Here is a 19146-nt window from a genome sequence, read left to right as displayed (position 1 = left end):
CTAGAAAATGTGACTGGCCAGCAGAAAAACCAGGGCATAACGGAACAATTTGCCGAGCCCGATCAGAATGAGAGAGCGCCAGAAGGAGAGGCGCAGCCAACCGGCCAACAGACAGAGACCATCACCGACCACCGGCGTCCAGGCAAGCAGCAGACACCAGTGACCATGTTGTTTGAGCCAGCCTAAGGCTTTTTGTTCCCCACGGCCTTGAAAATCTTCCGGTTTTTTCTTGAAGGTGGCGAGCCAGCCGAGCCACCAGGTGGTCATGGAGCCGAGGGTATTGCCCAGCGTGGCCCACAGCAGCAGGCTCGCCATACTCCACTCCCCCTTGGCCGCCATGGCCCCCAGCAGCACTTCGGAGCTGCCGGGCAGCAGGGTGGCGGAGGTAAAGGCGCTTAAAAAGAGCCACCCCAGCCCCATCTCCATCATCTCGCTCATCCGGGATAGCCGTCGGCCGCAGGCATCCGCAGCAGCAGCTTGCCGCGCACATGGCCCCCTTCGATAGCCTGATGGGCCAGCGCCCCCTCAGCTAGGGGGAATTCACTGGCGAGGGTGACCTTCACCTCCCCCTGACGCAGCAGCATCAACATCTGACCCAGCTGCTTCTGGTCGGGGTGAACCAGCATGCCGACCACCTCGATACCCGCCGCAGCTCCCGCATCCTTGATCTGCTGGGCGGTAATGGTAGGCACCGTCACCAGGCGGCCACCCGGTTTGACACAGGCCAGCGCCGCCTTGCCGCTTTCGCCGCCCACCAGATCCAGCACCAGATCGACCTGACCGGCCTCTGCCACCACCTGTGCTGGCCAGTTCGCATCATGGTAATCCACCATCCAGCGCGCCCCCAGTGCGTGCAGGAAGCCATGGTTGTCGGGGCTGGCGGTAGCCACCACCTCGGCGCCATAGGCGCTGGCAAACTGCACCGCAAGATGGCCGACCCCACCGGCCCCGGCGAGGATCAAGACCCGCTGACCGCTCTGGAGGCCGCCGTGCTCAAGCAGCCCCTGCCAGGCGGTGAGACCGGCCAGCGGCAGCGCCGCCCCCTGCTGCAGGCTCACCCCGTCGAGCTTGACCAGCTCGCTCTCGCTTGCCACCACAGACTCCCCGTAGCCACCGGCGGTAAGGGGAAAACCGACCATGCCGCACACCCGATCCCCCTCGACCAGCGAGGTTACGCCGGGGCCCACTTTCTCTACCACACCGGAGACGTCATAACCCGGTGTCCAGGGCAGCTTGTCCTTGTTCTGGGCCGCCGCCCAGCCAAGACCGGCGCGGGTTTTGGCATCGATGGGGTTCACCCCCGCAAAGCAGATGCGTACCCGCACTTCGCCATCGGCTGGCACCTTATCGAGGGAAGGGTTGAGCTTGAGTACCGAGGGGTCACCGAATGCGGTAATCTGTAGTTGCGTCATTGCACAATCCATCCTGTTGATTGATCAAGGGTCAACAGAATAACAGCGAGGACACCATGGCTCGAATGTTTCTTATTCCTCTGTTGCTGGCACTGGGGTGGTGGGCATTTCTGCTCTACTTCCGCATCCCGCTCAAACAGGGGGCCAAGGGGTTTTACTGGATCATCGGCATCGGTGGCGGACTGGCCGCCTTCCTCAGCCTGATGATGGTGCTGACTCACTGAGTGCCACAGCCACTCGATAACGAAAAAGGCCACCGCGTTCCGGTGGCCTTCTCACTATCCAGATTGCTGCTCCAGCGCCGGATTGAGGTAGTAGTGGCGATTGCTCCCCTGCCCCAACACCCCTTGCGACAGCAGATGGTGGAACACCCGATCCACCTCCTCCAGCGAAAGTGACAGCGCCTGCGCCACCGAGCGCTTGCTGCACTTGAGCTCACCGCTCACCAGCGCACCGCGTACCTGCGCCAGCACTTCGGGGGCCGGCTCGGGGGGCATGATGGGCTCGGGCTGGGCTGCCATCGCCAACGCTGCCTGCGACTCTCTGCGAGCTTGCTCCTGTTGCCAGCGCCACATCCGGCGAAAGCGGTTCTCCTCGCCGATCAGGCTGACGAAGAAGGCGCCGAACACGTCGAGCAGCACCGAGAGGAAGCAGACCAGCAGGAACTGCACCTGACTGATGCTCATCCCCACCCCGTCCGCCAGACTGCTCATCAGCCCCAGCATGGAGGATTGTTCGTTGACCGGTTTGGCATCGCGCTGCTGACGCAGCTCATCCTGCTGCAAGCGCAGCTTGGTATTGGCGTGCTGCAACGAGGAGACGCCACTGGAGATGCGCTCCAGCTCGATGTATTTGCGGGCTGCCTCCTCGTTGAGCTGGATCTGCCGCTCGATGCTGGCGATCTGCTCGTCGAAACGGGCGAGCTCCCGCTCGTGGCGCGCCTGCTGGCTCAACACCGTATTGGTGGCGCTGTTGATGCCACCGATACTGCCGCCGATGGAGATGGCCGCCAGCACGCTGTAGAACAACAGCGACCAGAAAGCGCCACTCAAATCCCGCCGCGCCTTGCGCTCGCCGTACTCGTACCAGACGTAAAACTTGCCCAGCTCGAAGATGATAGCCAAGCCGCCGAACAGCCACTTCATCAGCGGGTTGTCATCGATGGAGAGGAACAACAGCAGGGAGAAGATAATGGAGGCCAGAATGGCCAACCCGGTGAAACTGTATACCGTCGTCAGAGCAAACCACCCCTTGGGGTAGCGCAATGTAGAGGAGTCCTGTGTGGTCATGATGAAGGGGTGTGCTGTGCAGGAAAAGTTGGCTGCCGATTATAGTCGCCAGACTCGCCCAGAGAAGGGCAAATGACTGAATTCCTTCAGATTGGCAACCAGCTGCCCAGAGTGCGACCAAAACGGACAAATCGGCAGCAGAAAAGCGATACAATCCCTCCCTGACTTGATCATGTAGTGAGATGGGGAACAGTTCCGCCCGGGTTCAGCTCCGGTCTGTACACTCATCCACCGTTGCAATTATCCGAGGCCATCATGAACAGTAAGACCACTTTGCTACTCTCCCTTCTTCTGGTTACCGGCAGCGCCGCAGCGACCCAGCAATATCAAGAGAGCAGTGGCTCCGAATTCTCCGTCGATGAGCTTAAATTCAACCTGGACTGGGATGACAAGCAGTTCGGCTGGACCCAGAACGACTGCCTCGACTTGGGGGTCGGCGAAACCGCCCCGGCCGACTGCAGGGCGGTCAAATTCAATCTGGAAGATGAAGAGAACCGCAACCAGCCACCGCAAACCAACCAGCTCCCTGCCAACTCGCAGAGTGGCCAATAACGACAGGAGTACCCTTGCGATGACCCAAGCCAAACACAACCCTGTTATCCAGCGTGGCGCCCTGTGGCTCTCCCTGCTGATGGCGCATGGCATCGCGGTTGCGGCGCCGCCAAGCAAAAATAGCGATGGCATCAAGATCTCCGGTGATGACATCAAGATCAATCTCGATTGGGATGACAAAGAGTACGACTGGTGGCAGGACAACTGCCTGGATCTTGGCATTGGCGACAGCAGGATCAAACTCAACTGCGACAAGATGGATGGCAAGTACCGGGGGCACTACAACCGCAGTATCCACAGCGGCAATAACCCCGGGCAAGGTCACGACAAACAGAAAGATAAAAACAAGGGCAACGGCAAGAAGAACTGAACGCCCTCTCCTGATGCAACAGGGGCCTGGCGCCCCTGTGCTGATTGTTTACCAATAATTCTCCGCACTGATATTGCCCGGCGCCCGCCGCAGGTTCTTGGCCAACCCCAGTGCCAGCAAGGTCTGCTGGGTATCTTTCACCATCTCCGGATTGCCGCAGATCAGCACCTGACTCAGCTCGGGTGAGAACTCCAACCCCACTCGATCCTGCAGCTGACCATTGGCAATCGCCGCCGGGATCCGCCCTGCCATTGCATCGGGCCATGGCTCGCGGCTGACAAAGGGGACATAGCGAAAGCGCTCGCCATATTGCTCGGCAAAGCTGGCGATCAAATCCTGATAGCTCAGCTCCTCGCCTTTACGTACCCCATGCACCAGCACCAGATTCTCGAAACGGTTGAAGGCTTCCCCATCGGCCAGCATGGAGAAAAACGGGCCGATGGCAGTGCCGGTCGAGAGCAGCCAGAGATCGCGCCCGGCGGGCACCTCATCCAGCGTCAGAAAGCCGGTGGCCTGGGATTGCACCAGCAGGGTGTCACCTGCTTGCAGTGAGCCGAGGGACGGAGTCAGCTCACCGCTCGGGATCTCGACCAGATAGAACTCGTGATATGGCGCAGAGGGGGGGTTGACGAAGGAGTAGGCGCGCTGAATGCGGCGATCGCCCTGCTCGAGGGCCAGCTTGGTGAATTGGCCTGCCTTGTAGGGGGCCAGCTCGGCCGCTACCCGCAGGGAGAACAGAGTGGGTGTCCATTCGATGCGTTCAATGACGCGGCCTTCTACCCAAGCCATAAGGATCTCCTCCAGTGGAACAGACCTTCACTCTACCCCCGGGCCGGAAAATAAAAAACCCGCGCAAGTGCGCGGGTTTTCTCTGCAAAAGCGAATCGCTATTACAGGGCAACAACCTGGATCTGTACGGTTGCTTTAACGTCAGCGTGCAGCTGAACAGCAACTTCGTAGTCACCGGTGTTACGCAGAACGTTGCCCATGCGGACTTCGCTCTTGGCAACGGCTACGCCGGCAGCAGTGATGGCTTCAGCCACGTCACGGGTACCGATGGAACCGAACAGCTTGCCTTCGTCGCCAGACTTGGAAGCGATAACCACGGTAGCCAGTTCGGCCAGCTTGGCAGCACGCTCTTCAGCAGCAGCTTTGTTGGCAGCCAGTTTGGCTTCCAGCTCAGCGCGACGAGCACCGAAAGCTTCGATGTTGGCCTTGGTGGCCATAACAGCTTTGCCTTGCGGGATCAGGTAGTTACGGGCATAACCAGATTTCACGGAAACTTGGTCACCCAGACCGCCCAGTTTGGCGATTTTGTCGAGCAGGATAACTTGCATTACCTTTCCTCTATAAATTTCGTTGAGTTAGGCTTAAGTGCCGGGCCGATTCTTACTTGTTGTGCAGATCGGTGTACGGCAGCAGAGCCAGGTAACGAGCACGCTTGATGGCGCGTGCCAGCTGACGCTGATACTTGGCGCGGGTACCGGTGATACGGCTCGGTACGATCTTGCCAGATTCAGTGATGTAGTTTTTCAGAGTAACGATATCTTTGTAGTCGATCTCGGTAACGTTCTCGGCAGTGAAGCGGCAGAACTTACGACGACGGAAATAACGTGCCATGGCCTTTATCCTCTAGTCAGTGATCCAGAATTACTCTTCGGAAGCAGCTTCAGTAGCTTCTTCGCGGCGCTCGTCGTCACGACGGGTGAAGCGCTCTTCTTTGGCCTTGGCCATCGGAGAAACTTCAGTCACGGCGTGCTTGGTGCGCATGATCATGTTGCGGATAACGGCATCGTTGAAGCGGAAGTTGGTTTCCAGCTCATCGATAACGGCTTGCTCTGCTTCTACGTTCATCAGAACGTAGTGGGCTTTGTGCAGTTTGTCGATCGGGTAAGCCAGCTGACGACGGCCCCAATCTTCCAGGCGATGAATGGTACCACCGGAGGTGGTGATGGCGCCGGTGTAACGCTCGATCATGCCGGGAACTTGCTCGCTCTGGTCCGGATGAACCATGAAGACGATTTCGTAATGACGCATTTTAGCTCCTTACGGATTAATTCAGCCTCCGCCCAGGTGCAGCCAGACCTCGGAGGCAAGGAACATAAAGGTGTTTAGTCGCTGCTTTTCTAGGGCGGCGTATTGTACGAAATCACATCCCTCACTGCAACTGACCGCCTTAAATGTTTTTCCCGATGGAAATCATCAGAAACAACAATTGATAATGATTATCACTTAGATCTATTCTCTCTCCATATCCTTATGGAGGGTGATGCCATGCAACCCGCACTGACGACTACGATTCCAGCCCGCAAATTCAAACTGACCCTGCTCGGGCCTGCCTTTATCGCCGCCATCGGCTATATCGACCCGGGCAACTTCGCCACCAATATTCAGGCGGGCTCTACCTTTGGCTACCAACTGCTCTGGGTAGTGGTATGGGCCAATCTGATGGCCATGCTGGTGCAAACCCTCTCGGCCAAACTCGGTATCGTCACCGGCAAGAATCTGGCGGAGCACATCCGCGACCGACTGCCGAAACCGGCGGTCTGGGCCTACTGGGTGCAGGCAGAGATCATCGCCATGGCCACCGATCTCGCCGAATTTATCGGCGCCGCAGTCGGCTTCAAGCTGCTGCTTGGCGTGACCTTGCTTGAAGGGGCCTGCATCACCGCCGTGGTGACCTGGGGGATCCTGATGTTGCAATCCCGTGGCCAGAAACCGCTGGAGTTCGTGGTCGGCGGCCTGCTGTTGTTTGTCGCGGCGGCCTACATCGTCGAGCTGATCTTCTCCCGCCCCCATCTGCCCAGCCTGCTGGAGGGCGCCCTCTTCCCCGGTCTGCCCAACAGCGATGCCGTCTATCTGGCCGCCGGTGTACTCGGTGCCACCGTGATGCCCCACGTTATCTATCTGCACTCGGCACTGACCCAGCACACGCAGGATCAGGGCTCGGTCAGCCAGCGGCTGCACACCACCCGGGTCGATGTGGCGATTGCCATGACCATCGCCGGTTTCGTCAATCTGGCGATGATGGCGATGGCGGCCGCCGCGTTCCACAGCTCGGGCCACCAGCAGGTAGCGGAGCTGGAATCCGCCTACCAGACCCTCACTCCGCTGCTGGGTCAGGCGGCAGCCACCCTGTTTGGCCTCTCGCTGGTCGCCTCCGGTATCAGCTCTACCGTGGTGGGCACCCTGGCCGGGCAAGTGGTGATGCAGGGCTTTGTCCGCTTTACCATCCCGCTCTGGCTGCGTCGCGCCATCACCATGGCTCCCGCCTTCGTGGTAATCGCCATGGGACTCAACACCACCGAAATTCTGGTGTTGAGTCAGGTGATCCTGAGCTTTGGCATCGCGCTGGCCCTGATCCCGCTGTTGATGCTGACCGGCGATCGGGCGCTGATGGGGCAACATCGCAACCATCCGGTCACACAAGCCGTCGGCCGCCTTATCGTTGCGCTGGTGATCGGGCTCAATGCCTATCTGTTGGTCGCCATGATCTAGCGAACCGTAAAACCGAGAAGAGAGGCTCATTAACACTGGTTAATGAGCCCTTTCGCACTTTGGCGTATGCTGCCGCTTTCTCTTCTCATTTATCGTTGCGGGAGCCTTGCCATGGAACATACCCGAGCCAGCTTCGTGCTGGGCCATCATCAGGAGCAAGCCAGCGTGGTCTGCTGCCAGCGTGGCGACACCACGCTGCTGGTCACCAACCTCACCCCCTTTCATCCCCAGAGCCACCTCTGGCCCGATCAGCCGGGGGATGTGGGCCATGCTCGCTGGGAAGGGGGCGAAGCCGCCATTGGCCCTTGCCGGATGGGGGCCATCAGCCCGGATGGCGAGCTGTTTGTCGATACTGTCATTCCGGTCAAGCGGGGTACTGAAGGGTGGCGTTTCGTGGTGGTCCATCCGCTGACCGGTGACCATGAGCTGGCCGTTGGCAGCCAGGTCGAATTACAAGTAGATAGCGCGGCCCGCCACGCCCTGAGTCTGGGCCATAGCGGCTGCCATCTGGCCGCGCTGGCGCTCAATCGAGTACTGACTCCCTACTGGCGCAAGGAGGTAAGCGAGCGTGATGCACTGGGCCAGCCCGACTTCGACCGTCTGGCTATTCAAAGCTCTCGGGTCGAGCCTTGCGGATCGCGGGAGCAGTACCGCATCGGCAAGAGCCTGCGCAAGAAGGGTGTCAACAGCGAGGCGCTGCTGGCAGATCTGGCGCTGATTGAAGAGAAAGCCAACCAGCAACTGGCCGACTGGATCGCAGCAGGGAGCGAAATCCGCCGCAGCCGCGCTGGCGAGGCGATCATCGATTCCCGTTACTGGCACTGCATGCTGGAAGGCCAGGAGGTGACCATTCCCTGTGGTGGCACCCATGTCGCCTCGCTCGCCGAGTTGGGAGAGGTCAAGGTAGAGCTCACTCAAGTGGAAGAGGGCTTTGCCATGCTGACCCGGGTCACGCCAACCGACGCCTGAGTCGCAGACTTGACCACTCAGGGCTAACGCCCAATTGGCAATAGAGAAGTATCGCAAAGAGGGCGCATCATCATGCCCCTCAACGCCCGTCATGACGGGCCGATGCTTCTCTTTTAACCACTCCCTGATTAGAATGCGCCTCCCACAGGAGGCACATCACCCATGAGTAGTACCCAACTACGCACCACCCCGGATCGACTTCGTTATCTGGTTCTCTACGAAGGCATCGGGCTGGCACTGGTCGCACCGCTGATCAGCCAGCTGTTCGGTCAGGGCGTCGCCGAGGTCGGTTCGCTGGCCATCTTCTTCTCCATCGTCGCCACCGCCTGGACCTATGGCTGGAACCTGTTGTTCGACAAGGGGTTGCTCAAACTTTGCGGGCGCACCAACAAGCGACCACTGGACCGCTTCCTGCACGCGTTTGGCTATGAGGCAAGCTTTATGATGCTATCCCTCCCCTGCGTCATGTTCTGGCTCGATTTGGGGGTGTGGGACGCCCTGATGCTGGATCTCGGCTTCGTCGCCTTCTACCTCGTCTACATCATGGTCTTTACCTGGGCCTATGAGCGGATCTGGCCGCTGCCATCCAACCCGCAGACGGCATAAGGCCTCAGCCACAACGAGGCCGACAGAAGGAAAAGTCAGGAAGGACTAATAGGAAGGATGGGAGAATCCCATAAAAACAATGCCAGTCAGCGAGCTGACTGGCATTGGACAAAACAGACTTTCGGACTTACTTGACGGCGTCTTTCAGAGCCTTGCCAGCCACGAATGAAGGCACGTTGGCAGCAGCAATCTGGATCTCTTTACCAGTTTGCGGGTTACGACCGGTGCGGCCTGCGCGGTGGGTGACCTTGAAGGTGCCAAAACCGACCAGTTGCACAGCATCGCCTTCTTTCAAGCTCTGGGTAATACCATTGATGATCTCTTCCAGAGCCACTTTGGCCTGAGCTTTGCTCAGATCTGCTTTGGCGGCAATCGCATCGACAAGTTGAGCTTTGTTCATAACATTTCCTTTATGATCGGGCATTTAGCGCTGGGTCACTCTATGCAAAAAAAAACGCACAGGCAAAGCCTTTATCGAGCCGAACGCGTCAAACGCTGGGGTTTTCATCAAGATCTGCGGAAATAGTCACATTCCACACGCGAAAAACCGTGAGCAGGCCTGAAACCTGCTAGCACGCAGACACAATCCGCTGACTATTTCTTCGCCACTTAACATTATCCCCCCATGGCTATTGACGCTTGCCCAGATTTTCCCTAGTTATAGGTTGTGTCACTGCTCAAACGGCTCGGAATACCGAACAATCGGCCAGCCTTTGCCCCACGGAGGGATAGGGATTATGTTGACGAAACTGGAACAGACCAAGCAGGCGCTGGCAGGCAAGCATAAGGCTATCGACGACTGGCTGGATGCAAGGCAAGCGTTGCTGGTTGGATACATGCAGCTGGCAGGCCTCACTCCGGCGCGGACCAAACAACGCAGCCTGCCCAAAACAGAAGAGCTGCATCAGTTTTGCGACCGGCTGGTCGACTATGTCAGTGCAGGCCATTTCGAGATCTACCACCACGTCGTCACCGCCTTCGAGCAAGCCAGCGGCGAAACACTGGAGCTGGCCAAGCGCATCTATCCCCATATTCGTAACAGCACTGAATTCGCCCTCGAGTTCAACGACAAATACAGTGATGCCGACGAGGCCCAATTGCTGCTACTGGATGATGATCTCAACGAGTTGGGCCCGGTTCTGGAAGAGCGGTTCAAACAGGAGGACCGCCTGGTCAAGGCGCTTCATGTGGTGGAATCCTTGAGTACCCAGCAAGCCTGAATGCCATTTTCGGAGCAAGTTCAAGATACTGGCAACCAAGGTGGATTACACTCAGAGCAATGACCCTAGCGTCCACACTTATTGCATACAGGAGATGAGCATGTCTGAGCGCCGCCGTTTTGCACGGATCCTCTACTTGACCATGGCAGAACTCACCCAGGGGGAACAGAAGTGGCAGACCCAGCTTGTCGACGTCTCCTTGCAGGGAGCCCTGCTGATCCGCCCCGACGACTGGGAGAGCCGTGACAACAAGGAGTACCAGCTCAGCTTTATCCTGAGCGGTAGCGATATCGAGATCAAAATGCAGGTCGAGCTGACCCACGAAGCCAGCAAGAAATTGGGTTTCTACTGCCACCACATCGATATCGACAGTGCCACCCACCTCAAGCGGATGATCGAGCTCAACGTCGGCGACGAAGAGCTGCTCCACCGCGAGCTGGAACAACTGCTGAGCGAACATCTGGAACATAGCCAGCCCTGATGGCAGGTTCCAGCCCATAAAAAAGAGCGCCGAGGCGCTCTTTTTCCGTTGTGCTGTTGTATCGATTGCAATGCTGAGGGATTACAGCGCCTCGAGTGCCTCAGACAGCTTCTTGACCGGCACCACTTCCATCCCTTCGATGGGATGCTTGGGGGCATTGGCGTGCGGCACGATGGCACGACGAAAACCGTGTTTGGCCGCCTCCTGCAACCGCTCCTGGCCGGACGGCACAGGGCGAATTTCACCGGAAAGGCCCACTTCGCCGAACACCACCAGATCCTTGGGCAGCGCCTGGTCCCGGAAGCTGGAGACCATCGCCAGCAGCAGCGCCAAGTCCGCACTGGTCTCCTCGACCTTGACCCCGCCGACCACGTTGATGAAGACATCCTGATCCGCCATCTGCAACCCACCGTGACGGTGCAGCACCGCCAGCAACATAGCGAGCCGGTTGTGATCCATCCCCACCGCCACCCGGCGCGGGTTGGAGAGCTGGGAGTAATCCACCAGCGCCTGCAACTCCACCAGCAGCGGTCGGGTGCCCTCCCAGATCACCATGACGATGGAACCGGGCGCCTGCTCCTGCCCCCGGCTGAGGAAGATGGCGGAGGGGTTGCTCACCTCGCGCATCCCCTGTTCGGTCATGGCAAAGACCCCCAGCTCGTTGACCGCACCGAAGCGGTTCTTGTGGGAGCGCAGAGTCCGAAAACGGGAATCATGACCGCCATCGAGCAGCACAGAGCAGTCGATGCAGTGCTCCAGCACCTTGGGACCCGCCAGACTGCCATCCTTGGTCACATGACCCACCATGAAGATGGCCACATGGTTCTGTTTGGCATAGCGGGTCAGCAGCGCTGCCGCTTCGCGCACCTGTGAGACAGAACCGGGGGACGATTGCACATCCGCCACATGCATCACCTGAATGGAGTCAATCACCATGATCTGCGGCTGCTCCTGCTGGGCAATCAGGCAGATCTGCTCGACGCTGGTCTCGGAAAGCATCCGCAGCTTGTCGGTGGGTAGCCCAAGGCGGTTGGCCCGCATCGCGACTTGCTGGAGCGACTCCTCGCCGGTGACATAGAGGGTTTTCATCCGCTCTGCGAGACCACACATGGTCTGCAGCAACAGGGTCGACTTGCCCGCCCCCGGGTTGCCGCCAATCAGAATGGCCGAGCCGGGCACCACACCGCCACCAAGCACCCGATCCAGCTCCTTGAAACCTGAGGTAAAACGGGGAATTTCGGTGGTGGCGATCTCTGCCAGTGTCTGTACCTGACTGCCGACCGCGCCAGCATAACCGGTGTAACGGGCACTCTTGCCTGCGGGGCTCACCGAGCCGAGACGCACCTCGGTGATGGTATTCCACTCCTTGCACTCGCTGCATTGACCTTGCCAGCGTGTGAAGTCGGCACCACATTCGGAACAAACATAAGCAGTTTTATTTTTGGCCATTGATAACTCGGGGACAGGATGAATTCCTGCTTGATATACTTGTTTGCGACCGACAGATCAAACCCAGAATCGGAAAAGTGACTTTCCGTGGCAGGAACAAATGGATTCAGAACACCAGCAACATCTGATTGAACAACTCGTCCCCTTGCTGCGGGAGAAAGATTTCGAGGAGATCTTCAACCGCATGACCCAGGAGGAAAACAGCAACAGCCGTTTTCTGATCAAGATGGAGCTCAAGCGCAAGTGCTCCCCCTGCCGCAGGGTCATCGACATGCGCGATGAGCTGGAGGATGAGTGCCTGGTGCATGAGTTCGACGGCATCACTCACTTCATGCCCGCCGATGCGATTGCCCTGTTCCAGTCCCAGTGCTATCTCTACCGCGATATCTATACCCTCGGTGTCTACGAGGCGCTGCAACAGTGGCAAAAACAGCACCACAACGCCCGCGTGGATGGTCAGCTGTCGCCGCCGGCCAGCCCCTTCCGGCAATATGATGTCAACACCATTGCCTTTGCCAGTTACTACGGCCGCCGTCAGGAGCGGATGCACTTCAGCTCGCCGGTGCTGATCAAGTTTCAGGATGGTGAGAAGCTGTTCGCCAAGAGTTCCGATCTCTCGCTGGGTGGCATGCGGGTCTCGGTTCCCTATCTGCCGAATTATCACACCGGCGCCCAAGTGGAGGTCTTCTTTACCGGACTGGAGCGGGATAGCCCTAATCCGGTGCTACACCAGCCGGTCGGCTATCAGATCCTTGGCGAAGAGAGCAAAGAAGGGAAATACTGGCTGCGGCTGGTGCGCTCCGGCGAACAGCCCGCCTTTGATGCCTTCCTCAGCGACTTTATCGACGCCAACAAGATCCGCTATCGGGTCAGCGTCGACTATCTGCTCTCCGCCGCCATCATCAAGGGGTATGAGCAGTTCTACCTGCCGCGGATGACCGGCATGCCGCTCTTCTTCGGCACCGGCGACAGCCCCAATCTCGAGATTGCCCTGCGTACCGAGAATAACCAGCACCTGCTGGAGTATTGGCGCGATGAGAAAAACCGCGATGCCCTCGCGGGGCTTTTCAGCGCAGAGCGGATGAAACGGCTCTGCCCGGCCCCCGGCACCACCACCGAGACCATCATCTACTGCTTTACCCACACGGTGCGCAGCCACATCTACTTCTTCTCCGCCACCGCCGAGGAGCTGCGCCAGAGTGGCCTCACCGCCCTCTTCTTCCAGGTGGGCTCACGCCGCCCCAGCTGGCGAGTCTACAAGTTCACGCTGGAGGCGTGCGATCTGGTCGAGGCGGATGTGGGACAACTGCAGGGGCAGGACAACCCGCAGTTGCAAGACATCCTGCTACTCGAGCGGCTCAAACAGATCGGCTATTGCGGCCTGCTGCAGGAGATCGGCCTGGAGTCCCAGCGGGAAGAGTTCCATCAGGAAGGGGTCAGCAACAACGCCAACGAGCTGCAACGCTTTGGTCACGAGCAGGGGGTTGCCCCGTTCGAGATCGAGACCCTGCACTATGTTCAGCTACGCAAGGAGTCGCGCTACATCCACAAGACCGCGGTCGCCATCCATCACAACGGCAAATCCTGGATCGGCTGGACCCGCGACATCTCGACTCACGGCCTGCAAATCGAGCTGGAAGATGCCTTTATCGGCGAGAAAAACGATGTGGTGACCATCGCCCTGCCCCGCTTGCAGGAGCTCTCCAAGAGCATGGATCTGCAGCGCCTCTCCTACCGGCTGGTCAGCCTCAACATGACCCGCACCGTGCTGCACCTCTGCATCGAAGGGGATTCGGATCGCCATACCGGCCGCCAGTTCTTCAGCCTGTTGATCGAGAGCAACCAGAATAAGCTCAAGGCGGCGCAGGAGCAGCGCCGCTATCGTGGGCTGGCACGGGCACTGCGCAACATCTACACCCACCACCTGTTCAACTCGCCGGTCTACGTCAACAAGCTGAAGGGGGCCCCCAAACCGGCCTCCATCGGCAAGTCTCTGCAACCACGCAGTCTGCAGCGGCTGCTGCAAGCCTGTGCCGAGCTGCCGGAGCAGGAGAACCTCTACCCGCTGTTTCAGGGGGAGTTGCTCAAGGAGCTGCTGATGAACCCGCTGCGTGCCATCGAGCGGGAGGACAAACCGAGAGAAGATGAGGTCTATATCGCCAGCATCCAGACCAAGGCCGGCCTGCCCATCTTCAGCAGCCGGCTGGCCAGCAGCTTTGCCAATGTCAAAGAGAAGCGTCAGTTCATCGAGCTGGCGCAGCAACAGGGGGAGTTCTACTCGGTGCTGGTCGGCATCTCCCGTACCGGACGGCCCGACACCAACTTCATCGCCAACGAGTTGGACTACATCGCCAAGTTCGCCATCCACAAGGCGCGCAAGCTGGAAGAGGAGCTGTGGAGTGTGGTGGGGGTAGGCGAACTGACCGATACCACCCAGGCCACCCTGTTCCGCTTTGGCATCACGCCACCGCTGAACTGACGATCCGGAAACAGACAAAAATGAAACAGGGCGCTCGAGGCGCCCTGTTTTTTGTCATGCCGCCTGCGGGTTGAGCAGCCAGTCGAGGATCTGGGGGAAGTGATCCTCCTGGGCCTGCGGGGCGGTCAGCATATTGATGTGGTCATAATCGAGGCGGTTGCCGTTCTCCCGCCCCAATCGGGTGTGACGAGTTGCCGAACCCATCTCGTCGCTGAAGCGGCGCACATCGGTCGGGTGACCCAGCACCTTGTCCGCTTTGGCCGAAATCATCCAGAGCGGTGGCCAGTTGACCCGTGCCGCCGCCTCGTCATAGGCAAAACCGTCGTGAGGATCCTGCCAGGGGCCGCACTTGACCCAGGGGATGGTCTCCTGCAGATAGCGCAGCGGCTCGTCGTCAGCACCGATCTTCAGAGTACGAGCCGCCAGAAAACCACGGCGGCGGGCCAGCCAGGGGGCCAGCCGATTCCAGATCAGATCCACCTTCAGCCAGCGCTCGGGATTGTGCACCGACACGCCGCGCTTGGTGCCAAAAAACAGCAGACTGGCCACCTGCTCCGCCAGCTCGGGGAAGCGCACCAGAGTCGAGGCCATGATGACACCACCCCAGGAGTGGGCTACCCAGTGCACCTTGAAACCATGATGGCGCTCTGCAATCCAGCGCTGCAGGGCGGGCAGATCCTCGGTGATCAGCTCATGCTGACCGTGCTCTGCCTGCTCGGCGATGGCAGGAGTGCTGAGCCCCCGCCCCCGCAAATCAGCCACATAGACCTGATAGCCGTGACGGGCCAGAAAGCAGGCCAGCCCCTTGCCCGATTCGGTATAGAAGATCCGCCCGTTCTCGATGGCGCCATGCACCATCAGGATCGGCTCGCCATGCACGGCGACCCGGGGTTTGATGTGGCGCACATGCAATTGATGGCCACCACAGGGGATAAACAGAGACTGCTGCAACAATTCCATTTTTATTGGTTTCCTCCTTGAAACACTGTCAGCGCTTGTCCCAGCGTTGCTCGCTACAGGCCCGCGCCGCCAGCAGGCAGATCACCCCCTCCAAATCGTGATGATTGAGGGTGGCCGCCGCCTGCGCCCGCACCAGCGGCTTGGCGTGAATGGCAATGCCAAGGCCAGCGACCCCCATCATCTTGAGGTCGTTGGCACCATCGCCGATGGCCACGGTCTGGTCGGCAGCAATGCCGTACTCCTGAGCCAGCTGCTGCAACACCTCGGCCTTGACGCTGGCATCAACGATGCGCCCGCTCACCTTGCCGGTCAGCTGACCCCCTTCCACCGCCAGCTCGTTGGCGAAGATGGCATCGAGCCCCAGCTCGCGCTGCAACTGGCCAGCAAAACGGGTAAAACCGCCGGAGGCGATGGCCACCTTCCAACCCGCCCCTTTGAGGGTATCGACCATCAGCTGCAAGCCCGGCATCCAGGGCATCCATGCCGCCACCTCGTCGAGAATGGTGACCGGCGCCCCTGCCAGAAGGGCCACCCTATTGCGCAGGCTGTCGGAAAACTCCAGCTTGCCCTGCATCGCCGCGGCCGTCACTGCCGCCACCTGCTCGCCGACCCCGGCAAGCCGGGCAATCTCGTCGATGCACTCGATGCGGATCGCGGTGGAGTCCATGTCCATCACCAGCAGGCCGGGCTCCTTCAGGGTCGGTAGCGCGGGCAGATGGCAGAGATCGATCTCCCACTCACCGCTCTTGAGCTCGGCCACCAGCTCGGCAGAAAAGCGATCGCAGCCAAGCAGCAGCTGTGGTACGCCCGCCACCTCGGTGGGAGGATAGAGGGTAGCCGCCATCCCCTGCGCTGCCAACAATGGAGACAAATGCGCCAGATGGGAGGCACCCAGCCCCTTGCCAAACAGCACCAACCAGCCGCCAGCCTGCGGAGTCTCTGTCGGTTGCAACGCATCTGCGCTGAGCTGCCAACAGGGTGAGCCGGACAACAACGCGGGCCAATCGGATAACAGAGGGGGGAGCTGGGACAACAACATAAGGGATACGCCTTCCTTGGTGATCAGGGGGTTAACAATGCTGGCCCAGAGTAGCGTATTGCTTTTTGTACAGGCAAGCGCCAAGATCCCGCCACTCCTTGTTACCATGAGGTCTCGCGCTTGCAGCGTCATCTTCCCATCAAACGTGTTCTCAGCCTGGGTGCCGGTATCCTGCTCGGATGCTGGGTGCTCGGTGTGCTCATCCATATGCAGGGTGAAAGCCAGGCCTCGCTGCACAGCGAAGCGCGCAACCGGGCACAGGCGCTGGTCGCCTATGCCGCCCGCGACATGAAACGCTGGATCAAGGAGGAGAAGAGCAGCGAGCTGGAGCGGCTGGCGCGGGATCTGGCGGCGGAGCCGGAGATCCTCGATGCCACCCTCTACGACGGACGCGGCATTCCCCTCGCCCAATCGGAGCAGGCGGTGCCGCTGGAGAGCCTGCTGCCCATCGGCAGCGATAACAAGTCACTGCCGGAGCAGGGCAAAGGACGGATCCAGTTCGTGCAGGAGATCCGGGATGGCGAGCAGACCATCGGCTTCCTGCGTATCACTCTGGAAGAGCAGCAGATGCTGGCAGACAAGGACACCCGGCTCAAGGTGGTGCAGGAGAAACAGCGACTGATGCTGCTGGTCGCCCTGCTGGCCGGGGTGCTCATCTCCTATGGCGTGCGCCGCAACTACATGCGGGTGCGCAAGCACAAGAAAAAGAGTACGCCCCCCGCGCCACCTCCGGAAAATTGATGGCGCAACCAATGAGCAGATACAAAAACGGCGGCCAGAAGGCCGCCGTTTCTTATTCGCGGAGGAATTACTTATCGCCCAACAGGACGGAATCCAGTGCGATTTCGATCATGTCGTTGAAGGTCAGCTGACGCTCTTCAGAGGTGGTCTGCTCACCGGTACGGATATGGTCGGAGACGGTGCAGATGGTCAGTGCTTTGGCACCGTACTCTGCGGCCACGCCGTAGATACCGGCGGCTTCCATCTCGACACCCAGGATGCCGTATTTTTCCATGACGTCGAACATGGAGGGGTCCGGAGTGTAGAACAGGTCGGCGGAGAAGATGTTACCGACGCGCACGGCAACGCCCTTGTTCTTGGCGGCCTGTACAGCATTGGCAACCAGGTCGAAGTCGGCGATGGCAGCGAAGTCGTGATCCTTGAAGCGCAGACGGTTTACTTTGGAGTCGGTGCAGGCACCCATACCGATCACCACGTCACGCAGTTTCACGTCTTCACGCACGGCACCACAGGAGCCCACACGGATCAGGGTCTTCACACCGTAATCAGTGATCAGCTCTTTTGCGTAGATGGAGCAGGACGGGATACCCATGCCGTGGCCCATGACGGAGATACGACGGCCCTTGTAGGTACCGGTGAAGCCGAACATGTTGCGCACGTCGCAGATCTGCTCGACGTTCTCCAGGAAAGTTTCAGCGATGTACTTGGCGCGCAGGGGGTCGCCCGGCATCAGCACGGTATCAGCAAAGGCGCCATCTTTCGCATTGATATGAGGAGTTGCCATTCTCTTGATTCCTTCACACTAGGTTGAGTTTTATTGTTTTATAAATTGCCCGCCGCCGAAGTGGCGGGCGGGTAAATTACAGGAAGCTGGTACCGTACGCCAGTTTCGGCAGGCCGTGGTAAGCCGCGATGCTCTGGCCGATATCGGCAAAGGTCTCGCGACGACCGACGGAGCCAGCCTTGACCGGCTTGCCGAAGAACAGCACCGGAATGTATTCGCGGGTGTGGTCGGTGCCGCTCCAGGTCGGGTCACAGCCGTGGTCGGCAGTCAGCACCACCACGTCGCCATCCTGCAGCAGCTCAAACAGCTCCGGCAGGCGGGAATCGAAATACTCCAGCGCACCGGCATAACCGGCAACGTCACGGCGGTGGCCGTAGGAGGAGTCGAAGTCGACGAAGTTGGTGAAGACGATGGTGTTGTCACCGGCCGCTTTCACCTCTTCCAGCGTGCGATCCCACAACTCGGTCAGACCGGTCCCTTTCACCTGCTTGGTGATGCCCTGCTGGGCATAGATGTCGGCAATCTTGCCGATGGAGACCACCTGACCGCCCGCATCTTTCATGTAATCCAGCACGGTCGGCGCCGGCGGCAGCACTGAGTAGTCGTGACGGTTGCCGGTGCGCTTGAAGTTGCCCTTGCCAGTACCTACGAACGGACGCGCAATCACGCGGCCGATGTTGTAGGGCTCCAGCAGCTCGCGCACGATGTGGCACAGCTCATAGAGCTTCTCGAGGCCGTAGGTCTCTTCGTGGCAGGCAATCTGGAACACGGAGTCGGCAGAGGTGTAGAGGATCGGCTTGCCGGTGCGCATGTGCTCTTCGCCCAGATCGTCCAGCACCTGGGTACCGGAAGCGTGGCAGTTGCCCAGATAGCCCGGCAGACCGGCCTTCTCGACGATGGCGTCCAGCAGCTCCTGCGGGAAGCTGTTGTGGTGATCCTTGAAGTAGCCCCACTCGAACAGCACAGGCACACCGGCGATCTCCCAGTGACCGGACGGGGTGTCCTTTCCGGAGGAGAGCTCCTGCGCAAAGCCGTAGGCACCGACCACCTCGATATCTTTCTTCAGCCCTGCCGGGAAGGTGCCGGAGGCCTGTTCGCAGGCGTGGCCCAGACCCAGCTTGTTGAGGTTCGGCAGATTGAGGGCGCCACGGCCTTCAATTTCACCTGCCGCACACGCCTTGGCGATATGGCCAAGGGTGTTGGCGCCCACATCTCCGAACTTGTCGGCGTCGGCAGCAGCGCCAATACCGAAAGAGTCCATCATCAGAATAAAGGTACGTTTCATGGGTCTTCCCCT

The 19146-nt window shown here is 59.5% G+C and carries 23 protein-coding genes; 10 read left to right on the top strand and 13 right to left on the bottom strand.

Features of this window, described 5'->3' with window-relative positions; translation table 11 throughout:
* Together VF684_RS16290 and VF684_RS16285 are read right to left on the bottom strand one after the other, a co-directional pair.
* Complete coding sequence (locus tag VF684_RS16290; RefSeq protein WP_005348990.1) at positions 1 to 438, bottom strand: YqaA family protein; 438 nt, start codon at positions 436 to 438, stop codon at positions 1 to 3.
* The gene (locus tag VF684_RS16285) at positions 435 to 1412 is read right to left on the bottom strand and encodes an NADP-dependent oxidoreductase (protein WP_257686782.1); all 978 of its coding nucleotides are present in this window, start codon (positions 1410 to 1412) and stop codon (positions 435 to 437) included. Before VF684_RS16285 ends, VF684_RS16290 begins: the two co-directional genes overlap by 4 nt.
* A gap of 56 nt (positions 1413 to 1468) precedes the next feature.
* On the opposite strand from VF684_RS16285, the gene VF684_RS16280 reads away from it, so the two are divergent.
* Positions 1469 to 1636 (top strand): hypothetical protein, encoded by a 168-nt coding sequence (locus VF684_RS16280; protein WP_005308905.1) that lies wholly within the window; start codon positions 1469 to 1471, stop codon positions 1634 to 1636.
* Positions 1637 to 1690: 54 nt separating this feature from the next.
* Here VF684_RS16280 and VF684_RS16275 read toward each other — a convergent pair whose 3' ends face one another.
* The gene (locus VF684_RS16275; protein WP_236320058.1) at positions 1691 to 2701 is read right to left on the bottom strand and encodes a Preprotein translocase subunit SecY; all 1011 of its coding nucleotides are present in this window, start codon (positions 2699 to 2701) and stop codon (positions 1691 to 1693) included.
* A gap of 255 nt (positions 2702 to 2956) precedes the next feature.
* On the opposite strand from VF684_RS16275, the gene VF684_RS16270 reads away from it, so the two are divergent.
* Positions 2957 to 3253, top strand: a complete 297-nt coding sequence (locus tag VF684_RS16270; RefSeq protein WP_005348982.1) for a hypothetical protein — start codon at positions 2957 to 2959, stop codon at positions 3251 to 3253.
* Between the two features lie 19 nt (positions 3254 to 3272).
* Positions 3273 to 3623 (top strand): hypothetical protein, encoded by a 351-nt coding sequence (locus tag VF684_RS16265; protein ID WP_376899042.1) that lies wholly within the window; start codon positions 3273 to 3275, stop codon positions 3621 to 3623.
* A gap of 48 nt (positions 3624 to 3671) precedes the next feature.
* Here VF684_RS16265 and VF684_RS16260 read toward each other — a convergent pair whose 3' ends face one another.
* The 4 genes from VF684_RS16260 to rpsF form a co-directional block, all read right to left on the bottom strand.
* Positions 3672 to 4412, bottom strand: coding sequence for a ferredoxin--NADP reductase (locus VF684_RS16260; RefSeq protein WP_376899044.1), 741 nt, complete (start codon positions 4410 to 4412; stop codon positions 3672 to 3674).
* Positions 4413 to 4513: 101 nt separating this feature from the next.
* Entirely contained in the window at positions 4514 to 4960 is a 447-nt protein-coding gene (gene rplI, locus VF684_RS16255; RefSeq protein ID WP_005340490.1) for a 50S ribosomal protein L9, read from the bottom strand.
* Between the two features lie 52 nt (positions 4961 to 5012).
* Positions 5013 to 5243: a 30S ribosomal protein S18 gene (gene rpsR, locus VF684_RS16250; RefSeq protein ID WP_005308890.1), complete on the bottom strand. Its 231-nt coding sequence runs from the start codon at positions 5241 to 5243 to the stop codon at positions 5013 to 5015.
* 30 nt (positions 5244 to 5273) lie between these two features.
* Positions 5274 to 5660: a 30S ribosomal protein S6 gene (gene rpsF / locus VF684_RS16245; RefSeq protein WP_005308887.1), complete on the bottom strand. Its 387-nt coding sequence runs from the start codon at positions 5658 to 5660 to the stop codon at positions 5274 to 5276.
* Between the two features lie 237 nt (positions 5661 to 5897).
* On the opposite strand from rpsF, the gene VF684_RS16240 reads away from it, so the two are divergent.
* The 3 genes from VF684_RS16240 (at position 5898) to VF684_RS16230 (ending at position 8696) form a co-directional block, all read left to right on the top strand.
* Positions 5898 to 7121, top strand: a complete 1224-nt coding sequence (locus VF684_RS16240; RefSeq protein ID WP_005340487.1) for an Nramp family divalent metal transporter — start codon at positions 5898 to 5900, stop codon at positions 7119 to 7121.
* Between the two features lie 111 nt (positions 7122 to 7232).
* Positions 7233 to 8090, top strand: a complete 858-nt coding sequence (locus tag VF684_RS16235) for a hypothetical protein (RefSeq protein ID WP_376899047.1) — start codon at positions 7233 to 7235, stop codon at positions 8088 to 8090.
* A gap of 162 nt (positions 8091 to 8252) precedes the next feature.
* Complete coding sequence (locus VF684_RS16230) at positions 8253 to 8696, top strand: PACE efflux transporter (RefSeq protein WP_005358045.1); 444 nt, start codon at positions 8253 to 8255, stop codon at positions 8694 to 8696.
* A gap of 127 nt (positions 8697 to 8823) precedes the next feature.
* On the opposite strand, the gene hupA is transcribed toward VF684_RS16230, so the two are convergent.
* Entirely contained in the window at positions 8824 to 9096 is a 273-nt protein-coding gene (hupA, locus tag VF684_RS16225) for a nucleoid-associated protein HU-alpha (RefSeq protein ID WP_005340484.1), read from the bottom strand.
* A 337-nt stretch (positions 9097 to 9433) separates the two neighbouring features.
* On the opposite strand from hupA, the gene VF684_RS16220 reads away from it, so the two are divergent.
* Entirely contained in the window at positions 9434 to 9916 is a 483-nt protein-coding gene (locus VF684_RS16220) for an Rsd/AlgQ family anti-sigma factor (protein WP_005348975.1), read from the top strand.
* Between the two features lie 100 nt (positions 9917 to 10016).
* Positions 10017 to 10397 carry a PilZ domain-containing protein gene (locus tag VF684_RS16215; RefSeq protein ID WP_005340482.1) on the top strand — a complete coding sequence of 127 codons (381 nt, stop codon included), beginning with the start codon at positions 10017 to 10019 and terminating at the stop codon, positions 10395 to 10397.
* 81 nt (positions 10398 to 10478) lie between these two features.
* Here VF684_RS16215 and radA read toward each other — a convergent pair whose 3' ends face one another.
* The gene (gene radA, locus VF684_RS16210; RefSeq protein WP_005340481.1) at positions 10479 to 11846 is read right to left on the bottom strand and encodes a DNA repair protein RadA; all 1368 of its coding nucleotides are present in this window, start codon (positions 11844 to 11846) and stop codon (positions 10479 to 10481) included.
* A gap of 100 nt (positions 11847 to 11946) precedes the next feature.
* Between radA and VF684_RS16205 the strand changes: the two genes are divergently transcribed.
* Complete coding sequence (locus tag VF684_RS16205) at positions 11947 to 14325, top strand: PilZ domain-containing protein (protein WP_139441886.1); 2379 nt, start codon at positions 11947 to 11949, stop codon at positions 14323 to 14325.
* A gap of 54 nt (positions 14326 to 14379) precedes the next feature.
* Here VF684_RS16205 and VF684_RS16200 read toward each other — a convergent pair whose 3' ends face one another.
* Complete coding sequence (locus VF684_RS16200) at positions 14380 to 15285, bottom strand: alpha/beta hydrolase family protein (protein ID WP_201914016.1); 906 nt, start codon at positions 15283 to 15285, stop codon at positions 14380 to 14382.
* Positions 15286 to 15313: 28 nt separating this feature from the next.
* On the bottom strand, positions 15314 to 16324 hold the full coding sequence (gene serB, locus VF684_RS16195; protein WP_201914019.1) for a phosphoserine phosphatase SerB: 1011 nt from the start codon (positions 16322 to 16324) through the stop codon (positions 15314 to 15316).
* Between the two features lie 120 nt (positions 16325 to 16444).
* Here serB and VF684_RS16190 point away from each other — a divergent pair, with 120 nt between their 5' ends.
* Positions 16445 to 17065: a YtjB family periplasmic protein gene (locus VF684_RS16190; protein ID WP_005348965.1), complete on the top strand. Its 621-nt coding sequence runs from the start codon at positions 16445 to 16447 to the stop codon at positions 17063 to 17065.
* A gap of 67 nt (positions 17066 to 17132) precedes the next feature.
* On the opposite strand, the gene deoD is transcribed toward VF684_RS16190, so the two are convergent.
* Together deoD and VF684_RS16180 are read right to left on the bottom strand one after the other, a co-directional pair.
* The gene (deoD, locus tag VF684_RS16185) at positions 17133 to 17849 is read right to left on the bottom strand and encodes a purine-nucleoside phosphorylase (protein WP_005340471.1); all 717 of its coding nucleotides are present in this window, start codon (positions 17847 to 17849) and stop codon (positions 17133 to 17135) included.
* Positions 17850 to 17925: 76 nt separating this feature from the next.
* On the bottom strand, positions 17926 to 19134 hold the full coding sequence (locus tag VF684_RS16180) for a phosphopentomutase (RefSeq protein WP_201914021.1): 1209 nt from the start codon (positions 19132 to 19134) through the stop codon (positions 17926 to 17928).
* Between the last annotated feature and the right edge of the window lie 12 nt (positions 19135 to 19146).

Source organism: Aeromonas sp. Lyrl_2, assembly GCF_051948815.1.
Lineage (GTDB): Bacteria > Pseudomonadota > Gammaproteobacteria > Enterobacterales > Aeromonadaceae > Aeromonas > Aeromonas veronii.
Note: the sequence above shows the minus strand (reverse complement) of the source record. Positions and strands in the feature narration are given on the sequence as shown.

Excerpts from the sequence above, each read along its gene's own strand:
- VF684_RS16265 (WP_376899042.1), top strand. The coding sequence starts at position 3,273 with ATGACCCAAGCCAAACACAACCCTGTTATCCAGCGTGGCGCCCTGTGG.
- VF684_RS16180 (WP_201914021.1), bottom strand. The coding sequence starts at position 19,134 with ATGAAACGTACCTTTATTCTGATGATGGACTCTTTCGGTATTGGCGCT.
- serB (WP_201914019.1), bottom strand. The coding sequence starts at position 16,324 with ATGTTGTTGTCCCAGCTCCCCCCTCTGTTATCCGATTGGCCCGCGTTG.
- VF684_RS16270 (WP_005348982.1), top strand. The coding sequence starts at position 2,957 with ATGAACAGTAAGACCACTTTGCTACTCTCCCTTCTTCTGGTTACCGGC.
- radA (WP_005340481.1), bottom strand. The coding sequence starts at position 11,846 with ATGGCCAAAAATAAAACTGCTTATGTTTGTTCCGAATGTGGTGCCGAC.
- VF684_RS16220 (WP_005348975.1), top strand. The coding sequence starts at position 9,434 with ATGTTGACGAAACTGGAACAGACCAAGCAGGCGCTGGCAGGCAAGCAT.
- VF684_RS16200 (WP_201914016.1), bottom strand. The coding sequence starts at position 15,285 with ATGGAATTGTTGCAGCAGTCTCTGTTTATCCCCTGTGGTGGCCATCAA.
- VF684_RS16260 (WP_376899044.1), bottom strand. The coding sequence starts at position 4,412 with ATGGCTTGGGTAGAAGGCCGCGTCATTGAACGCATCGAATGGACACCC.
- VF684_RS16280 (WP_005308905.1), top strand. The coding sequence starts at position 1,469 with ATGGCTCGAATGTTTCTTATTCCTCTGTTGCTGGCACTGGGGTGGTGG.
- VF684_RS16290 (WP_005348990.1), bottom strand. The coding sequence starts at position 438 with ATGAGCGAGATGATGGAGATGGGGCTGGGGTGGCTCTTTTTAAGCGCC.
- rpsR (WP_005308890.1), bottom strand. The coding sequence starts at position 5,243 with ATGGCACGTTATTTCCGTCGTCGTAAGTTCTGCCGCTTCACTGCCGAG.
- VF684_RS16275 (WP_236320058.1), bottom strand. The coding sequence starts at position 2,701 with ATGACCACACAGGACTCCTCTACATTGCGCTACCCCAAGGGGTGGTTT.
- VF684_RS16205 (WP_139441886.1), top strand. The coding sequence starts at position 11,947 with ATGGATTCAGAACACCAGCAACATCTGATTGAACAACTCGTCCCCTTG.
- hupA (WP_005340484.1), bottom strand. The coding sequence starts at position 9,096 with ATGAACAAAGCTCAACTTGTCGATGCGATTGCCGCCAAAGCAGATCTG.
- rplI (WP_005340490.1), bottom strand. The coding sequence starts at position 4,960 with ATGCAAGTTATCCTGCTCGACAAAATCGCCAAACTGGGCGGTCTGGGT.
- VF684_RS16235 (WP_376899047.1), top strand. The coding sequence starts at position 7,233 with ATGGAACATACCCGAGCCAGCTTCGTGCTGGGCCATCATCAGGAGCAA.
- VF684_RS16285 (WP_257686782.1), bottom strand. The coding sequence starts at position 1,412 with ATGACGCAACTACAGATTACCGCATTCGGTGACCCCTCGGTACTCAAG.
- VF684_RS16215 (WP_005340482.1), top strand. The coding sequence starts at position 10,017 with ATGTCTGAGCGCCGCCGTTTTGCACGGATCCTCTACTTGACCATGGCA.
- deoD (WP_005340471.1), bottom strand. The coding sequence starts at position 17,849 with ATGGCAACTCCTCATATCAATGCGAAAGATGGCGCCTTTGCTGATACC.
- rpsF (WP_005308887.1), bottom strand. The coding sequence starts at position 5,660 with ATGCGTCATTACGAAATCGTCTTCATGGTTCATCCGGACCAGAGCGAG.
- VF684_RS16240 (WP_005340487.1), top strand. The coding sequence starts at position 5,898 with ATGCAACCCGCACTGACGACTACGATTCCAGCCCGCAAATTCAAACTG.
- VF684_RS16230 (WP_005358045.1), top strand. The coding sequence starts at position 8,253 with ATGAGTAGTACCCAACTACGCACCACCCCGGATCGACTTCGTTATCTG.